Genomic DNA, 16,980 nt, shown 5'->3' on the forward strand with positions numbered 1-16,980 from the left:
TTCCGTTTTTTGGTCAAAAAAAGCATTAGTGATGAATAAGTAAGCGTTTGTCATCAATACTATAAATCGCTACACTTCGTAATATTACTAGACGGTAGTTGTGGTAAATTTATATTTCTGATTAGAAACAAGCTTTGGTTTTAATAATGAGCGTCTACCCAATTGACTGGTAAATCATTAATAATAACTCGCTAAAATAACGATAAATAGGACATAACATGCGCCAATGGATTGCGTTAAGTTTACTTTGTATGAGCGCGTTGTTACTGCCAATATCGGCGTCAGCAGCCTGCCAATCACCTATCAAATTTGGCGCACTAACATGGGAGAGCGGTCAGTTTATCTCTGGTGTGCTGAAGTACATCACTGAAGATGGCTATGACTGTACAATTGAAGAAGTGCCAGGAGCAGGGCCTGCGCTCGAGACGGCATTGTCACAGAACGACATCCAAGTCATTGGTGAGCAATGGGTTGGACGCTCGCCAATTATGGAACAAGCCATTGAACAAAACAAAGTAGCAGTCATTGGCGATACACTCAAGGGCGGCGCAACCCAAGGTTGGTATGTTCCTAAATATGTCCTAGAAGAAAACCCAGGTCTACGCAGTTATCAAGATTTGCCTAAGTATGCTGAGCTATTTCCAGACCCTGAAGAACCTGGTAAGTCACGTTTTATGAACTGTCCATCGGGCTGGGCATGCGAGGTTTTTAATACTCGTTTGCTTAAGAATACGGGTTTGGATAGTGTTTTTAACAATGCCCATCCCGGAACCGGTGCTGCTCTCGATGCCGAGATTGCCTCTGCATTTGAGCAGCACAAACCGCTACTATTTTATTACTGGCAGCCTACGGGTTTGATGGCAAAATATGACTTTGCGTCATTAGAGTTCCCTGCTCATGATGACGCTTGTTGGCAAGATTTGTTACGAGCTGATGGTACAGCTGATTGTGTGTCTGGCTTTCCGGTATCACCTTTAGGTATTGCAGTATCGACGCCTTTTATTGAGTCTAATCCCGAGCTGGCTGAGGTATATAAACGTATTCAGTTTACCCCTGATGAGCTTAATGGCGCTATCTTAGAGATGAGTGAGACTAAGCGTAGTGGGGATGAGCAAGCGTTAGCGTTTTTACGTGATAATCCAAATGTTTGGCAAGAGTGGTTGTCTGATGAAGCAGCTAAGCGTCTAGCTGCTAAGTTAGGTATAAGCTTAACAGGCGCGGCTGTTGCTAATACTGGTGTTGCTAACAATAGTACAGGCAGTGACAATCAATCAGGTCTAGCATCAAGCTTTCCTTCGTGGTCACTTGAGACTCCGCTGAATAATACCTTGGCAAACGTTGTTCAAAACTATGGTGATGTGTTTCGTACCATCAGTACGATGGCGCTGACCTACTTGTTGCTCCCTATCGAACGTCTGTTGACCGTTATTCCACCATGGATCATTATCGCGCTCGTGACGATACTTGGATGGTTTGGTGTTCGCAAAATATGGTTTGCCTTGGCCTGCGGTGCGGGGCTATTTTTGATTGGTGCTTTTGGTCTGTGGGGCGCGCTCATCGATACCTTAGCGCTACTGATTGTATCGGTACTGGTTACGGTGGTGATTGGTATTCCAATTGGTATTGCGATGTCAGGTAGTAAGATTCTGCGCAAAGTTGTGACTCCTGTACTAGATGTGATGCAGACCATGCCAAGTTTTGTTTATCTCATTCCAGTGCTGATGCTGTTCGGTATCGGCAAAGTGCCTGCGCTATTTGCTACGGTCATTTATGCACTGCCGCCACTGATTCGCTTGACGACTCTGGGTATCACCCAAGTCAATCACGAGATGATAGAGGCAGGACGCTCATTTGGTAGTACTCATTTGCAGCTGCTTGTCTGGATTAAGTTGCCCCAAGCACTGCCTAGTATCATGGCGGGGATTAACCAAGCAGTGATGATGTCGCTTGCTATGGTAGTACTAGCTTCCATGATTGGTGCACCAGGTCTTGGCGAAGATGTCTTGCAATCTATCCAAACGCTTAATATCGGCCAAGGCTTGCAAGCAGGTACCGCTATTGTCATTGTTGCTATTATTATCGACCGTATTACTCAAGCATTTGGTCAAGGTAAGCGGGCGCGTCAAAAAACTATTGACGCAGGTAAACGCCCGATTGGTTAGGAGTTTGCTTGGCGTTAAGGTGAACATAACCAGTTAAAAATTGAGTGTAACAAACAGCAAAAATGACAGTAACGACAATAATAAATACCAACAGCGAGAGCAATGATGAATCATATCCAATTAGAGAATATCAGCAAGATTTACAATGCCAATAGTACGCAAGCGCAGTCTGCATTGACGTTATTGGCTGAGGGTATGGACAGCATTAAGGTGAAAGAGCAAACCGGCTATTCGGTTGGGCTATATGATATTAATCTAAACGTTAAAGCGGGTGAGCTGCATTGTATTATGGGATTGTCAGGCTCTGGCAAATCGACATTGATACGTCATATCAACCGCTTAATCGATCCAACCAGTGGCAAAATATGGGTAGATACTTCTATCAATGCAAAAAATATTAATGCAAAAAACCCTGCTAATATCAAAAAACCTAACAATGATATTCAGTCAACTGCAACGACTACTGACATCAATAAAGCACCAGTGGGAAACGAAAAGTCATCTTCTGCGATTAATGTATTAGAGCTTGATGATAAAGGGTTGCAGCACTATCGCCAGCAAACCGTTAGCATGGTGTTCCAGCATTTTGGCTTGGTGCCTCATATGACCGTCATGCAAAACGTCGCTTATGGTTTGCGTGTCCGTAAAATGAGTGTAAGCGAGCGTCATGAGGTTGCTCGGCACTGGCTTAATGAAGTTGGACTGCCAAATTTAGAGCACAGCTATCCTGATGAGTTGTCAGGTGGTATGCAGCAGCGTGTTGGGCTGGCGCGCGCGCTGGCAACGGACAATCCTATTTTGCTAATGGATGAAGCATTTTCTGCGCTTGATCCACTTATCCGTGCTCAATTGCAGGATCAGCTGCTTGAGCTACAAGAACGGCTAAATAAGACCATTGTCTTTATTACTCATGATATCGACGAAGCAGTAAAAGTCGGTCAACGTATTAGTATCTTAAATGGGGGGCGTCTAGTGCAAACGGGTACACCTCATGACTTACGCCACAATCCAGCCGACGACTATGTCGCCCAGTTTATGAGTGCTAAAGCCTAGAGCAGGTTAAACATTTATAAATTTCAAAAATATAAGTCAGCTAAAAGCAGTTTTTTAGTCTTTGAAAAAGCGTATAGCCAACAAATAAATTTTTCTCAGTTATGTATGTTTATCTGTTTTATTTAGGGCTGACGATATCGATGGTATTGAATAGTCCAAAATGAAAATTAAGGAAATCATCATGGATAATTTTGAAGAGCTAAGACAGCAAATGATAGATCGCCAACTTGCGGCTCGCGGTATTCACGATCAAACGGTGCTTCGTGCGCTGGGTACGGTACCACGTGAAGCTTTTACGCCTACAGACCTTGTCGAATTTGCTTATAGAGATTCACCTTTACCTATTGAAGAAAACCAGACCATCTCACAACCCTTTATTGTTGCATTGATGACGGCGGCCCTTGAATTGAAGTCAGATGATCGTGTACTTGAAGTCGGTACAGGTTCGGGATATGCTGCAGCCGTGCTTGGGGAGATTTGTGAGACTGTTTATACCATTGAGCGCCACAAAGCTTTGGCAGATACTGCTCAGATAAAACTCAAAGAATTAGGGTATACCAATGTTCAGGTCAAGCATGGCGATGGGACACTTGGTTGGGTAGATCATGCCACTTTTGATGCCATTATAGTTGCAGCAGGAGGGCCTGAAGCGCCGCAAGCCCTCAAAGAACAGCTAGCCATCGGCGGGCGTATGGTCATTCCCGTAGGCGCATCTTTGAATTCTCAAAAACTGGTTCGTATTCGGCGTATCAATGAAAATGAATATGAGACAGAAGATTTAGGAGGTGTTCGTTTTGTACCTCTTATTGGCGTAGCAGGTTGGCAGGAGAAAAACAATGAAAGCTAATAGAAGTTTGTCTGAATTGATTGGTCAATCAAGTGAGCATTTTACGAGTATTAATGATATTAACCTAGATAATCTCATGGAGCGTATCGGAGATAGTCGTGTAGTACTGCTTGGTGAGGCGTCACATGGTACGGCTGAATTTTATGAAATGCGAGCTCGTATAACCAAGGAGCTTATAGAAAAGAAAGGCTTTACTATTGTCACTGCTGAAGCGGACTGGCCAGATGCGGCGCATATTAATCATTATATTCATGGTAGAGAGCATGATGCTTTGCGGGAGAATAAACCTTTTTCTAGGTTTCCTACTTGGATGTGGGCAAATAAATCAATGCTTGAATTTACCCACTGGCTTTATGCTTATAATAATAAAACTGAATCTTCAGAACAAAAAATAGGTTTTTATGGTTTAGATTTATACAGCTTATATAGCTCTATTGACAGAGTATTGGATTATTTACAAAAAGTGGATCCTAAGACGGCAGAAATTGTCCGCGAGCGCTACGACTGTCTGATGCCTTGGGAGGACGATCTTTCTTTATACAGTCGTGCGATGATAACCGAGCAACATAAAAGTTGTGAATCAGAAGTACTCAACAATCTACAGAATTTACTCAAGATAGAGTTAGAGTATTCTGCCACCAATGGTGAACAACTTTTTGATGCCAAACAAAATGCCAAGCTAATAGCCGATGCCGAACGTTATTATCGTACGGTGTATTATGCCAAAAACAACTCATGGAACCAGCGTGATCAACATATGTTTGAAACATTGCAGGCGGTGCTTGAGTTTAGAGGCGCTCAATCAAAGGCTGTTGTTTGGGCACATAATTCCCACCTTGGTGATGCTCGAGCAACCCAAATGAGTGCACGTGGCGAATTAAATATAGGCCAATTGGTGCGCCAAGAATATGGTGACAAAGCCTATAATATAGGTTTTGGTACCGATCATGGTACGGTTGCTGCTGCGTCTAGCTGGGGCGGACCCATGGAGATAAAACAAGTACAACCATCACATATTGACAGTTATGAACGTGTTTTTCATGAGGTTGCTACTGACAATTTTCTTTTACCATTGCGCTATCCATTGCATGAAGACATTCGTAAAAAACTACTCCCAGAGCGTTTAGAGCGAGCGATAGGCGTCATTTATAGACCTGAAACGGAATTACAAAGTCATTATTTTTATGCCTCTTTGCCAGCCCAGTTCGATGAGTATATCTGGTTTGATAAAACGCGTGCCGTTGAAGCGTTGCCAAAACAGCGGGAGGAAGGATCATTTGATACATTCCCGTTTGGTTATTGAGGACACACTCTAGCCAATCGTAGTAATTTTGCTGTAATCAATAGCGAGTTCTGAAAAAAACAACAAACTTCGTTATACTTGACCTTTTATTGATGACTCATGAGCAGTAAGTGTTCTGAGCTTATCGATCACCTATTATGTCGCTTTAAGTGTTAGGTGACGTTTATTTCTTATTTTTGCGTTTTTAAGGCCCTAGCATGACCGTTACCTATGCACCTATTATTACCTCGTTACTTGATAACGATTTGTACAAATTTACCATGTTACAAGCCATGCTACATCAGTTTCCACAGACACACGGGGTTTATCGTTTTCGCTGCCGTAACAATAAAGACACCGCTTATCCGCTAGCAGATATTAAAGCGTCACTAGAGCAACAGCTCGACAGTTTGTGTGAATTGCGGTTTTTAGAAGACGAGTTGGAGTATTTACGAGGGTTGCGTTTTATTCGTTCAGACTTCGTGGATTATCTTGAGCTGTTTCAGCTAAAGCGTCGATTTATTACGGTAAGTACTGATGCAAAAGGCAGGTTATGTATCGATATTGAAGGACCGATGATACAAGCGATGTTCTTTGAAGTGTTTGTGTTAGCAATAGTGAATGAGCTGTATTTTAATGCGTTGTCCGATCCTAGTGTGATTAAAGAAGGTCAGCGTAGACTGGATGCAAAAGTTGCCTTGTTGCATCACTATGCAGCAGAACAAGCCCAATACAGCCATGATACGCCGCCCTTTATTGTCGCTGATTTTGGTACTCGCCGGCGTTTTAGCAAAGCTTGGCAAGCGCATGTGGTTGAGACTCTACACAAGGCTGCCCCAAAGATAGTGGGCGGTACCTCTAATGTATATTTGGCAAAAGAGCTGGGAATGACACCAATCGGTACGATGGCACACGAGTTTATGCAGGCGTTTCAAGCGTTAGATGTACGTCTTCGTGATTCACAAAAAGCGGCTCTTGAAGCATGGGTTCATGAGTATCGCGGCGACTTAGGTATTGCTCTAACAGATGTCGTTGGTATGGATGCATTCTTACGCGACTTTGATTTGTATTTTGCCAAGCTATTTGATGGCCTGCGTCATGATAGCGGAGACCCTTATATCTGGGGTGATAAGGCGATCGCTCATTATAAGAAGTTAAAGATAGATCCTAAGACCAAAATTTTGACCTTTAGTGACGGTCTGAATCTTGATAAGGCATGGGAGCTGCATCAATACTTTAAAGATCGCATCAAAACCAGCTTTGGCATTGGTACCAATCTCACCAATGATATGGGCATCACACCAATTAATATCGTTCTTAAACTGGTTGAATGCAATGGGCAACCAGTCGCTAAACTGTCTGATAGCCCAGGCAAGACCATGATCAATAATAATACCTATCTGGCGTATTTGCGCCAAGTTTTTGAGGTTGATGAGCCAGAATAACGACTGTCTAAAGATCGTTAGTCTCTGTTTTCTCTTCTTCAGCAAAAGCTGCATCTAGTGCTTGTTGTACCGCATTGATACGGGTTTCGCACACGCGATAAGCAGCGATCGACTCTTCTACCGTTGTCATCAGATTATCAATGTCTGGCTCGTCTTGCTGTTGTAGTTCAGCTGCATTGGTTTTTAGAATATCGTAAGCCGCCTTAAAGGTTTTTGGGGCGGCTTTTTTGCGTCGGCGAGTAGGGGTTGTCATAAGGTTTCCTAATGTTCAAAAGTAGGGTTAAAAAAAGGGAGATAAAAGTTACTAAAATTCGACTTATGATTCGGTTAGTGTGTCAGTAGATTCTGTCATCTTGTTGTCAGTTTTAATATCAATAATCTGTGCTTTTGCTTTACCATCTTTTAAGACGATATGAATGGTCTGCTCAGGATAAAGCTGCGTACTGCTGGTGAATATCTGCTTATCTTTTGCATCAGTCAGCATGGTATAGCCTTGTTTAAGTACGCGAGACGGACGGTGCAGTAGTACAATATCACGTAAATGTTCGCTACTGCGTTGTGCTTGTATGACGCGCTGCTGAGCACTTTGCATAACAGTTTTTTGATAATCTTTACTATCAGTGGCAGCGATTGTTAATTGCTGATAAGCCAAGGCTTGAGTCTGCGCGCGTAGCTCGCTTGTTCGTCTTGCTGCTTGCTTTACTTGGCGCTGGGCGCTTTGCTGAATGCTTTGCCACGCATAATCACTGTCTTTTTGTAGTGCGGTTAGCTGGCCGATGGTTTGCGATTGTATTTGGCTCAGTTGTCGTGACGTTTGTTGTTCAGCTATATTCAACTGCCGCTTTGCTGCTTGCTTGATTTGTGCTTGATATTGCAAAGTCTGAGTGACTAGTTGGGCTAAATGACTACTGATTGCGGCGATTACTTTTGATGGAGTGTCAAAGCTGGTATGCGCCACCTCATCTAAGATAACTTTGTCACGCTCATGACCGATACCGACCCATACAGGAATAGGCTGCTCAGCCACCAATGCTGCTAGCTCATAATCATTGAGGTAGGCCAAATCACCAACAGCGCCGCCGCCACGAATAATCACTAACAAGTCTGGCAAACGCTGATAGGCATCATAAAATTGTTGTTGGGCGCTGACGATAGCTTGGCGTATCTCGCCTGGTGCATGATTGCCCTGAAAGGTGGCATGATGGTAATGAAACTGACACGCACCGGTACTGGCTAAGCGGTCTGCATCGGCTTGAAAATCTCCCAACCCTGCGGCCTTTTCGGGTGCGATGACCAGCACATGCTCGATATCAAATGGCGTAGGCAGCTGCTGATTTAGGTGCAACAAACCTTCACCGGTCAAGCGGTCGATCATCTCTGCATATTGCCGTGCCAAGTCTCCCAATGTATAGCTAGGATCAATATCTTCGATAGTGAGCGAGAAGCCATATTGTGCATGAAAACCTGCTGACACTTTAAGAAGTACCGTTAAATCACGCTCAAGTGGCATACCCGTTGCGCGCTCAAACTTTGCTAAGACGCGGGCGGCTTTAAAACGCCATAGGTTGCCACGGCAGCTGGCAATAACTTTGCCATCGTCGTCTTTTTCTGCCAGCTCAAAGTAATAATGTCCGCCTTTGCTAGACAGGTTGCGAATCTCTGCTTTTACCCACACGCGATGATTAAAGGTTTGTTTGATGACCATCTCAACTGCTGATAGATAATCGCTAAGCCGCAGAACAGTGTCTTCTAAATTGACTTCAGGACTGTTTTCTTGCTCAGCGAGTTCAGCTTCCAATGTCGCCAAATCCTTTGCCGGTGCCAATACTTTCGCTTGTTTAGTATTTGAGAGATTGGGTTTGCGCATAATAAGAAACCAAAGGTAAGAATAGATTAAGAGCTAGGTGTCTGTAGTCTGTTTGTTTATAAATTAATTTTTTAAACTAAAGAAGGTGGGGTTAAACATTTAACACGATAGTTTAACCCAAAAACGGACATACAAAAAGAGAGGACAGTGATACTGCAATTAACCTATTTTGTTTGTTATAGACTTACTGGCAATCACTGATAATTACTGGCAACGAAAGTTGATCTTGTACTCATAATCGTCGCTACGGGACAAATCTGGCGTACCAGTGCCGAAGATTGAGCCGATAACGGCACCCGCTTGACCGACCATACGACCAGTACGCTCATCCAAGATACCATTATACGTCACTTTGTCATCCACGATAATCACTTGCTTACTCTTGCAAGTCTTTTGCGCGCTGTCTATCGCATTTTGCTGCGCTTTCACTTTTGTATCTGCAATACCAGTCGTCTCATAAATAGAGTTGGCACGCTGAATGACAGGTGATGAAGGCGTACTTTGACAAGCGCTTAGGGCGAGGGCGGCGGTGACAGTAGCCGTTAATAGTATGGTTTTATTAAAAGTATTCATAAATTATTCCCAGTTTTTATACGTTGTTTTTATACGTTTTCTATACGTTAAGCACGAAAATTCATTAATCACTCAAAACAATTGATTATAACAAGCAAGAGTCAAACAAACATCAACAGTACACAGCAAATCACTTGAAATATAAATCATATCTAGGATAATTAACATATCTATTCTTAATTAATAAGTAAGTCTATGCAATTGATTCCTGCTCCAGCTGGTGTACTTGAAGTTGACGCACTATGGCAACAAGATAACCCTAATGATCCAGATACCGATACAGTAGCGCTGCTTTGCCATCCTAATCCACTTTTTGACGGTACGATGAACAATAAAGTGGTCACGACTATGTATCGTTTTGCTCGTGACAACGGTATGCATGTAGTGCGTTTTAACTTTCGCGGTGTTGGGCAGTCGACCGGTGAACATGATTATGCCGATGGTGAAGTAGTAGATGCAATGACCGTGTTACAATGGATTGCAGAACAAAGCTCTGCACGTAAGCTATGGCTTGGTGGTTTCTCTTTTGGTGGCTATGTGACGGCGCGGGTCGCTGAGCAAGTACTTGAGGCCTCTCATATTTGGGGGTTGAGTGATTTTGAAGTTGCAAAAATCGCCCTTATCGCACCGTCAGTGGAAAAGAACGACAGCAGCGATCTAGATTTGCCTGCTGATAAAACCTTTGAGATTTATGGTAATGCTGATGAGGTGATTGAGCCTCAAAACATGCAGGCATTTGCTGAACGCTTAGGTATTAGCGTCAGTGTGGTAGATGGCGCAGGTCATTTTTTTCACGGGCGTTTGTCTGAGCTTAAGGGTTTGTTAGAAGAGCACAGCTTTGGGAGTGGTACATAGATTTTACCTAATAGTTTTATTTATTAGCATGACTATTAATTATAACTGGTTCTCAGTTTTCCTGCGTTATGGGGAAGCAGAGTTAACGGGTTACTTTATTATTTATTTTGTCTAACGATGAGTCGTATTATGAGATTATCTCCATTGCAACGCTACGAGCAAGCCATCAGTACTGATGAGTTTACTCGAGATGAGCAGCAATATCAGGCTATGAGCTACCTTGATGAGCTTTACCATCAGCTCAATAGTAGCGCTGAACAAAAAAAGGGCTTTTTTAGCTTTTTAAAGTCCAAACCTGCCGCGCCAAAAGGTCTGTATATGTGGGGCGGTGTTGGCCGTGGTAAAACATGGATGATGGACATGTTTTATGACTCTTTAACGATTGAGCGTAAGATGCGTCAGCATTTTCATCATTTTATGCAGCGCGTACATAGCGAGCTAAATACGTTACAAGGTCAAAGTGATCCGTTAGAAAAAGTCGCTGATATTATTCATTCAGAAGCGGTGATTATCTGTTTTGATGAGTTTTTTGTCTCGAATGTCTCTGATGCGATGATCTTAGGGGATCTGTTTACCATGTTGTTTAACCGCGGTGTTACCTTGGTTGCCACCTCTAATATTGAGCCATCGGGCTTGTATAAAGATGGCTTACATCGCGACCGTTTCTTGCCTGCCATTGCTGAGGTTGAGCGTCATACTACCGTGATGAATATTGACTCGGGCATTGATTACCGTTTGCGTGTATTGCAGCAAGCAGAGCTGTACAAGTCGCCGATGACCAAAGCCAATCATCACTGGCTTGCCAACCGTTTTGCCAGCTTATCTAATAATCAAAAAATCAGTAATGAGCCCATCGTTATCAACGGTCGTGAAATCAAAATTAATGCTCGTACCGAAGATATCTTATTTTGTGACTTCCGGCATCTATGCATGGAGCCGCGTTCTGCCTCTGATTTTATTGAGATTGCTAAGCAATTCAATACCGTACTGGTCAACGCAGTACCAGCACTAGATGATGACTTGCGTGATCCTACTCGTCGTTTCATTTATCTGGTTGATGAGTTCTATGATCGCCGTGTCAAGCTATTGGTACGAGCTGAACAGTCGATTCTAGAGTTGTACCAAGGAGAAAAGTTAGCATTTGAGATTGAGCGTACGCGCTCACGCTTGCTTGAGATGCAATCAGAAGACTATCTAAAAATGGAACATCGTGTTGAAAGCGTTGATGCTGCGTGATTGTGTCTTTTAGTATAGCTATTAGAATTCAGCTAGTAAATTAAGTAGTCATCTATAAAATAACACAAGTACTGAACAATAATAACTAAGGACAGACGATGAATGTATCTGACGATAAAAAAGATAAAAGTAATGAAGAGATGCTTGTTGACAATACAGACATCAATGACACAGGCTACACCAGCACTCAATTGATCGATTGGATTAATTCAAGACGCAGTATGGGGAATCTAGACGCGCCAGCACCAACTCGTGCTCAAATCCAACAGGCTATCGAATGCGCTGCAACAGCGCCTGATCATAAAAAGCTTCGCCCATGGCGCTTTATTGTGACCGAAGGCGATGCTCGTCATGAGCTAGGCCTTGCCCTTCTTGAAGCTGCACAAGCAAAGGCGGTGCAAGATGGTGAAGAATTGACCGAAAAGACCATCAAGAAAACCCGCAACATGCCATTGCGAGCACCCCTTATCATTACCGTCGTGACTCAAATGCAAGCACACAAAAAAGTCCCACCTTTTGAGCAAATGTTAAGCACAGGGGCTGCTGTGCAAAATTTGATTTTGGCTCTAAAAGCGCAAGGCTATAGTACTGTATGGCGCACTGGGTTACTGTGTAACGAGCCTGCAGTAAAAGCGTATTTCGATGTCGGTCCAGATGATTATGTCACCGCTTTTGTTTATACTGGCACCAGTCCTAAGGATGAGCCAAAACGCAAACCTATTGATATCGAACCGTTAGTACGCTTTGAATCATAAGCGTCATTTATTAGATTCAATCATAGCTGGTGTGGTGATGTACAAAAACTAAAGCATCATATAACGCTATACCTTTTTATGCAGACAGTGTAATCTGCCTCAATGATATAAGCAGTCAACACGGATAATTAGATATGACAAGCTCTACTGAAAACAATTCATCTAACAAAAAGCCAAATAAAGAAGCTGTCGATAAAAACGCTTCTAAACAAAAGACAGATGATAGAAGTTCGGATCAGGTTAATACTGAAAAATCTAGTGGTTTGCTGGCAGGTATTATTGAGCGCGCGACTAAATCAGGACTTGGTCGAAGAAAGCTTAATCCTAGTGCGGTTGAAGCAGATGTCGCCAAAAACATGGGACAAGTACGTGATAATCCAGACCAGCTGCGTTTGGCGTTTTTGGGCGGTGGTAGCTTTGGTACAGCGATGGCAAATTTGGCAGCACGCAATGGCTGTGATACCACCCTTTGGGTTCGTAACAAGCGTACGGTTAAATCTATGGCTAAATCGCAGATGAACAAAAAATATCTGTCCGGTTATAAGCTAGATGAAAGCCTTAAATACAGTCACGATTTAGAGTCTGCCGTCAAAGACAAAGACATTATTTTTCTTGCAGTACCAAGCATGGCATTTCGTGAGACACTTAAGAGTATTGCCCCATTTATTACGGGACAGTCGGTTGTGTCTCTCACTAAGGGCATGGAAAAAGACACCTTTGCGCTGATGAGTGACATCATCAAAGAGGAGCTGCCAGAAGTAAACTTCGGTGTTATGTCAGGGCCAAATCTCGCTATTGAGATTATGAAAAACATGCCCTCAGCGACAGTAATAGCCAGTCATTCTGAGCCTTTGCGTCATGCAGTGCAAGCTGCACTACATAGCGCGTTTTTTCGAGTATTTGCCAGTGATGATATACGCGGGGTAGAGCTTAGCGGAGCGCTCAAAAACATTTATGCCATTGCTATGGGTATGGCTGCTGCATATGATGTAGGCGAAAATACCAAAGCCATGCTACTAACCCGAGCGTTGGCTGAGATGAGTCGTTTTGGGGTAGAAGCTGGCGCCAACCCTTTGACGTTCTTAGGCTTGTCAGGCGTTGGGGATCTGTATGCTACCTGTAGCTCAGAGCTTAGCCGTAACTATCAAATTGGTAATATGCTTGGTCGCGGTATGAATATTGATGCAGCCGTCAAAAAGCTGGGGCAGACTGCCGAAGGAGTCAATACGATTCAGCAAGTGCATGAAAAGGCATCTAAAGACGGTATTTATATGCCGATTACCCACGCTCTATACGCTGTTATTTATGAAGATAAGGCAGCGCTTGGCGTAGCACTGCACTTGATGGAAGCAGGGTTTCGTAGCGATGTCGAGTTTGTCATGCCACACGATTATAGTAATGCTGCGCTTACTGCACAGATGCAGGCGGCGGCAAACAACCCTCAAGACGATAGTGATAACTCTGACAACAGTTCTGACACTAATGACTCGGTTCACCACAAAACCGCGCAAAACACTGATAAAAATGACAATTTTGATGAAGAAGATACCGACAAAGACAAAAAATAAGTTTGCTAAAAGTTATGTATTAAGTAGTAATAAAGGGGTATTATGAAGATTATATTAATGCGTCATGGACAAGCAGAAGATGAGACTCGGCCAGATAGTGCACGGCAGTTGACTGACTATGGTCAACAGCAAGCAGCACAAACGGCTGAATATATTATTGAAAATTATGCGCCAGACCACTTTGTAGTGAGTCCTTATAAACGCGCGCAGCAAACGTTGTCCGCCCTACAATCGCGCGCTCCTACAGTACCGTGTATAGTACAAGACAATATTACACCATCCGATGATGCTCACATGGCATTGGCAGATATTGCAAAGATTGAAGCCGAGTGTTTGGTAGTGGTTTGTCATATGTCTATCGTTGCTTATCTTGCCGGTTTACTAACAGGCGATAGTCCTGAATCATTTGCTTTGGCTGAAGCACGTGTCTTTGAGATGGAATTTGTCATGACGGGTATGGCAAACGAGATAGACCGTTTTGTGCCGCAGCAGCCGCGTTAATATTATACATGCGTAAGTCAATACTAGGCTTTGACTTAACTGGCAACCATGATTAAATACCAAAATATTTGATGGTTGGTTTTATTTTAATAATTTATCTCATAAGTTAAGTAAGGACACGCTTGGTGTTACATGTTTGGATAAGATCGCAGCATAGTCCGTTAGCAGTTTGGCATGCTAACACAAAAGAGTGGCAGTCTGTAAGCGGCTGGCAACAGCTGTATGATATATATGGCAATAGCAGAAACAGCTCTACATCACTTTGTCTTTATTTTCCCTCCAGCCATTTGTTGCAAGTCGACACAAAGCTAAATGCAGCTCAGCTCAAGCAGCTTGGCAACACAGGTAAACAGTATTTATTTGAAGAGACCTCTTTAGCGCCAGTTGAGCAATTGGCAGTCAGGCAGATCGGCGATACTCATGCGCATTATCTTTATGCGTTGGCTGAAAACGACATAGAAGCATGGCAACAAAGTGCATCTTTGGTCGGCCTAAGCATCAATGCACTACTGCCAGACTTTTTACTGTTGCCTATTCCTGAAGAAGGCGCTGCTCAGCAAGTAACCTTATATCAAGATCAATATACTGCCTTATTACGACAGTCACAATATCAGGGCTTGGCAGTAAATTACTTACCGCTTATTTTTGAGCGCTTACCGCATTTAAGTGAAGTTTGTATATTGCCTTCGATACAATCGATTGATCCAGCGTCTATCAGCGCTCCAATTGATGCATTTGATGACTTGGCAGATGATAGCAGCAACTTGCAAAAGACTAACTTAGAGTCAGGCCTTATATCAGACTCTACAACAGAAACAAGTATCGCGACAGAAACAGCTACTTTGCTGGCAGAACAGCAGATATTATCAACGCCTTTATCTATAGTCCCTATACCAATAGAGATACCAGAACGTCACGCGCTTAACTTTTTTGTTAAATCTTCAGAGACGAAGCTCTCACCCTACTTACGAGTGGCGATGATGGTCGCATTGTCAGCATTGGTGTTGCAAATGGCAACTGATGGCTTACAAATTTATCGTTATAACCTTGCTGCAGATGCTACGCAGAGGGCAACTGCAGAGCAGTATCAGTCATGGTTTCCAGATGAGATACTCAATACCAATCGCACTAAGCTGCAGGTACAAATGCAACCAAAACTGCGTAGCGATAGTCAAGAGTCAGCATCGCACCTAGCAGTACTCGGTCGAATATCACCGCTTATTAAGCAGTCTTCGTTACATGCACAGTCGCTGGTTATGGAGCCATCTGCTTTAAGCTTTACCTTAATAGCGCCAGACCGGGGAAGTCTTGATAAATTCGCCAGTACACTGACTGCGCAAGGTATTCAAGCAAGTCTAGAGCGGGTCAATAGCAATGAGCAAGGGCAGTTTAGTGGGCAGATAACCGTCGATGTTGAAGATGATCCTGCGGCTGTAGATAACGTGGCTCAATCTTAATTTTTAGTTTGTAAATTTTATACCATCCATCAAGGTCAAGTGATGAAACTATTACAGCGCCGCACTACCCAAAACCCGTTAGCAACCAAAGCCTTGTCAGCACGTGTGAACAACTACCAAAATGCGCTATGGTCACGCTGGCAAGCGCTCTCTTCTCGTGATCAGATGGCATTGGCTGTTTTGCTGGTGTTTTTATTGTTATTTATCGGTGGTTATGGCGGTTATAGCGTCCATCAAGCTGCCAAAGAGAGTAAGTCTGATTACCAAGAGCAGGTCAATGATTATTTTTGGCTACGCTCGCAGGCAGGTAATATCGATCCTAATGCATTAAATGCTACCAGCAATCAAGACGGTGCTGATGCGGTGCCACCAGCAAGTCGTGTGAATACTGCGTTAAATAGCTCAGGTATCGATAATGCGCAAGTGGTAGCCAACGGTGCAGGGGTGCAATTAAGCTTTAGTCATCCGAGCCAGGCGACTGTCAGTGCTGCACTTGGTAAGCTTGAGCAACAAGGCTGGCAGTTTACAAAGCTGTCGATGCAGCAGGACTTGGCGACCAAGCAAGTGCAAGTACAAGCAACTATCATCTCTTAATAAAATCTATTTTCAAAATTTGTCTCAAAATTTTTTTATATCTATCCATGTTTAACCTCTGATATAGGTCAAACTATAAGGAAGTGATGGTTTTATCTTGAAAGCGGCGCTATTTGCCACAATTGAGTACTTAATGGCTACTGTCAGTTATGGATAGAAATTATGAACCAGTCTTCTAACAATAATTCCGATAAGCATTCATATACAAGAACGCAGACTACCGAACCTTTTATTGACTCACAAACGACACACAGACTTATGCAGCAAGAGAGACCACTGTTGACTCAAAAAGAGCAGCGCTCATTAACCACCTACAACCACATTACTTATCTGCTCTACGTGATCAGCTATTTTACGGCAGGATTATTATGGATTGTGCCAATCATGATGAACTATGGCAAACGTCGTGATGCTGAGGGTACTTGGCTTGCGACGCACTTTGACTGGCAGATTAAAACTTTTTGGTACAGTATTATTTTTTTCGTTATAGGAACGATTATTATAACGTTTGCGCTCGGTGGTTTTGGCGTTAGTATGTTGGCTGATAGCGGTAATATAGCTATCGGTTCATTTTTGTTGGCTGGGTTTGGGGTGTTGATAATGCTCTTTACCTTTATCTGGCATCTATACCGTATTATCAGAGGCTGGATTGCGCTTACCGACAGTCGTCCTGTACCGTAAGTTAGTTAACTACCAATGCGTCTGTTTATGTGCATTAAAGCGCAGCTAATACTTAGGTGCAGTCGTTGATATTAGGAATGAAACTTTGGTCTTATTATTATTAA

The 16,980-nt window shown here is 43.1% G+C and carries 16 protein-coding genes; 13 read left to right on the forward strand and 3 right to left on the reverse strand.

Annotated elements, in window-relative coordinates; translation table 11 throughout:
- The first annotated feature begins 218 nt into the window (after positions 1-218).
- The 5 genes from PENNN9_RS04815 to pncB all read left to right on the forward strand — a co-directional run bounded on the left by PENNN9_RS04815 (position 219) and on the right by pncB (position 6,789).
- On the forward strand, positions 219-2,162 hold the full coding sequence (locus PENNN9_RS04815) for a glycine betaine ABC transporter substrate-binding protein (protein ID WP_082637994.1): 1,944 nt from the start codon (positions 219-221) through the stop codon (positions 2,160-2,162).
- A 105-nt stretch (positions 2,163-2,267) separates the two neighbouring features.
- Complete coding sequence (locus PENNN9_RS04820) at positions 2,268-3,215, forward strand: ATP-binding cassette domain-containing protein (RefSeq protein WP_058368590.1); 948 nt, start codon at positions 2,268-2,270, stop codon at positions 3,213-3,215.
- Positions 3,216-3,396: 181 nt separating this feature from the next.
- Positions 3,397-4,062, forward strand: a complete 666-nt coding sequence (locus PENNN9_RS13285; protein ID WP_197409073.1) for a protein-L-isoaspartate(D-aspartate) O-methyltransferase — start codon at positions 3,397-3,399, stop codon at positions 4,060-4,062.
- Positions 4,052-5,365 (forward strand): erythromycin esterase family protein, encoded by a 1,314-nt coding sequence (locus PENNN9_RS04830; RefSeq protein ID WP_058368592.1) that lies wholly within the window; start codon positions 4,052-4,054, stop codon positions 5,363-5,365. Before PENNN9_RS13285 ends, PENNN9_RS04830 begins: the two co-directional genes overlap by 11 nt.
- 197 nt (positions 5,366-5,562) lie before the next feature.
- Positions 5,563-6,789, forward strand: coding sequence for a nicotinate phosphoribosyltransferase (gene pncB / locus PENNN9_RS04835; RefSeq protein ID WP_058368593.1), 1,227 nt, complete (start codon positions 5,563-5,565; stop codon positions 6,787-6,789).
- 7 nt (positions 6,790-6,796) lie between these two features.
- Here pncB and xseB read toward each other — a convergent pair whose 3' ends face one another.
- From xseB to PENNN9_RS04850, 3 genes are all read right to left on the reverse strand, one after another.
- The gene (xseB, locus tag PENNN9_RS04840) at positions 6,797-7,042 is read right to left on the reverse strand and encodes an exodeoxyribonuclease VII small subunit (RefSeq protein WP_058368594.1); all 246 of its coding nucleotides are present in this window, start codon (positions 7,040-7,042) and stop codon (positions 6,797-6,799) included.
- 63 nt (positions 7,043-7,105) lie between these two features.
- On the reverse strand, positions 7,106-8,656 hold the full coding sequence (gene xseA, locus PENNN9_RS04845) for an exodeoxyribonuclease VII large subunit (protein WP_058368595.1): 1,551 nt from the start codon (positions 8,654-8,656) through the stop codon (positions 7,106-7,108).
- 204 nt (positions 8,657-8,860) lie between these two features.
- A complete protein-coding gene (locus PENNN9_RS04850) occupies positions 8,861-9,229 on the reverse strand; it encodes a hypothetical protein (protein WP_058368596.1) in 369 nt (122 codons plus the stop codon).
- A gap of 195 nt (positions 9,230-9,424) precedes the next feature.
- Between PENNN9_RS04850 and PENNN9_RS04855 the strand changes: the two genes are divergently transcribed.
- From PENNN9_RS04855 to PENNN9_RS04890, 8 genes are all read left to right on the forward strand, one after another.
- The gene (locus PENNN9_RS04855) at positions 9,425-10,084 is read left to right on the forward strand and encodes an alpha/beta hydrolase (RefSeq protein ID WP_058368597.1); all 660 of its coding nucleotides are present in this window, start codon (positions 9,425-9,427) and stop codon (positions 10,082-10,084) included.
- Positions 10,085-10,213: 129 nt separating this feature from the next.
- Positions 10,214-11,320 carry a cell division protein ZapE gene (gene zapE, locus PENNN9_RS04860; RefSeq protein WP_058368598.1) on the forward strand — a complete coding sequence of 369 codons (1,107 nt, stop codon included), beginning with the start codon at positions 10,214-10,216 and terminating at the stop codon, positions 11,318-11,320.
- 140 nt (positions 11,321-11,460) lie between these two features.
- Positions 11,461-12,075, forward strand: coding sequence for a nitroreductase (locus PENNN9_RS04865; protein ID WP_413771736.1), 615 nt, complete (start codon positions 11,461-11,463; stop codon positions 12,073-12,075).
- Between the two features lie 134 nt (positions 12,076-12,209).
- On the forward strand, positions 12,210-13,643 hold the full coding sequence (locus PENNN9_RS04870; protein WP_082637995.1) for an NAD(P)H-dependent glycerol-3-phosphate dehydrogenase: 1,434 nt from the start codon (positions 12,210-12,212) through the stop codon (positions 13,641-13,643).
- 42 nt (positions 13,644-13,685) lie between these two features.
- Positions 13,686-14,144 (forward strand): phosphohistidine phosphatase SixA, encoded by a 459-nt coding sequence (sixA, locus tag PENNN9_RS04875; protein WP_058368600.1) that lies wholly within the window; start codon positions 13,686-13,688, stop codon positions 14,142-14,144.
- Between the two features lie 125 nt (positions 14,145-14,269).
- The gene (gene gspL / locus PENNN9_RS04880; protein WP_058368601.1) at positions 14,270-15,601 is read left to right on the forward strand and encodes a type II secretion system protein GspL; all 1,332 of its coding nucleotides are present in this window, start codon (positions 14,270-14,272) and stop codon (positions 15,599-15,601) included.
- A gap of 42 nt (positions 15,602-15,643) precedes the next feature.
- Complete coding sequence (gene gspM / locus PENNN9_RS04885) at positions 15,644-16,195, forward strand: type II secretion system protein GspM (protein ID WP_058368602.1); 552 nt, start codon at positions 15,644-15,646, stop codon at positions 16,193-16,195.
- A gap of 162 nt (positions 16,196-16,357) precedes the next feature.
- Positions 16,358-16,876, forward strand: coding sequence for a DUF4870 family protein (locus PENNN9_RS04890; protein ID WP_227511724.1), 519 nt, complete (start codon positions 16,358-16,360; stop codon positions 16,874-16,876).
- Positions 16,877-16,980: the final 104 nt, after the last annotated feature.

Source organism: Psychrobacter sp. ENNN9_III, assembly GCF_001462175.1.
GTDB lineage: Bacteria > Pseudomonadota > Gammaproteobacteria > Pseudomonadales > Moraxellaceae > Psychrobacter.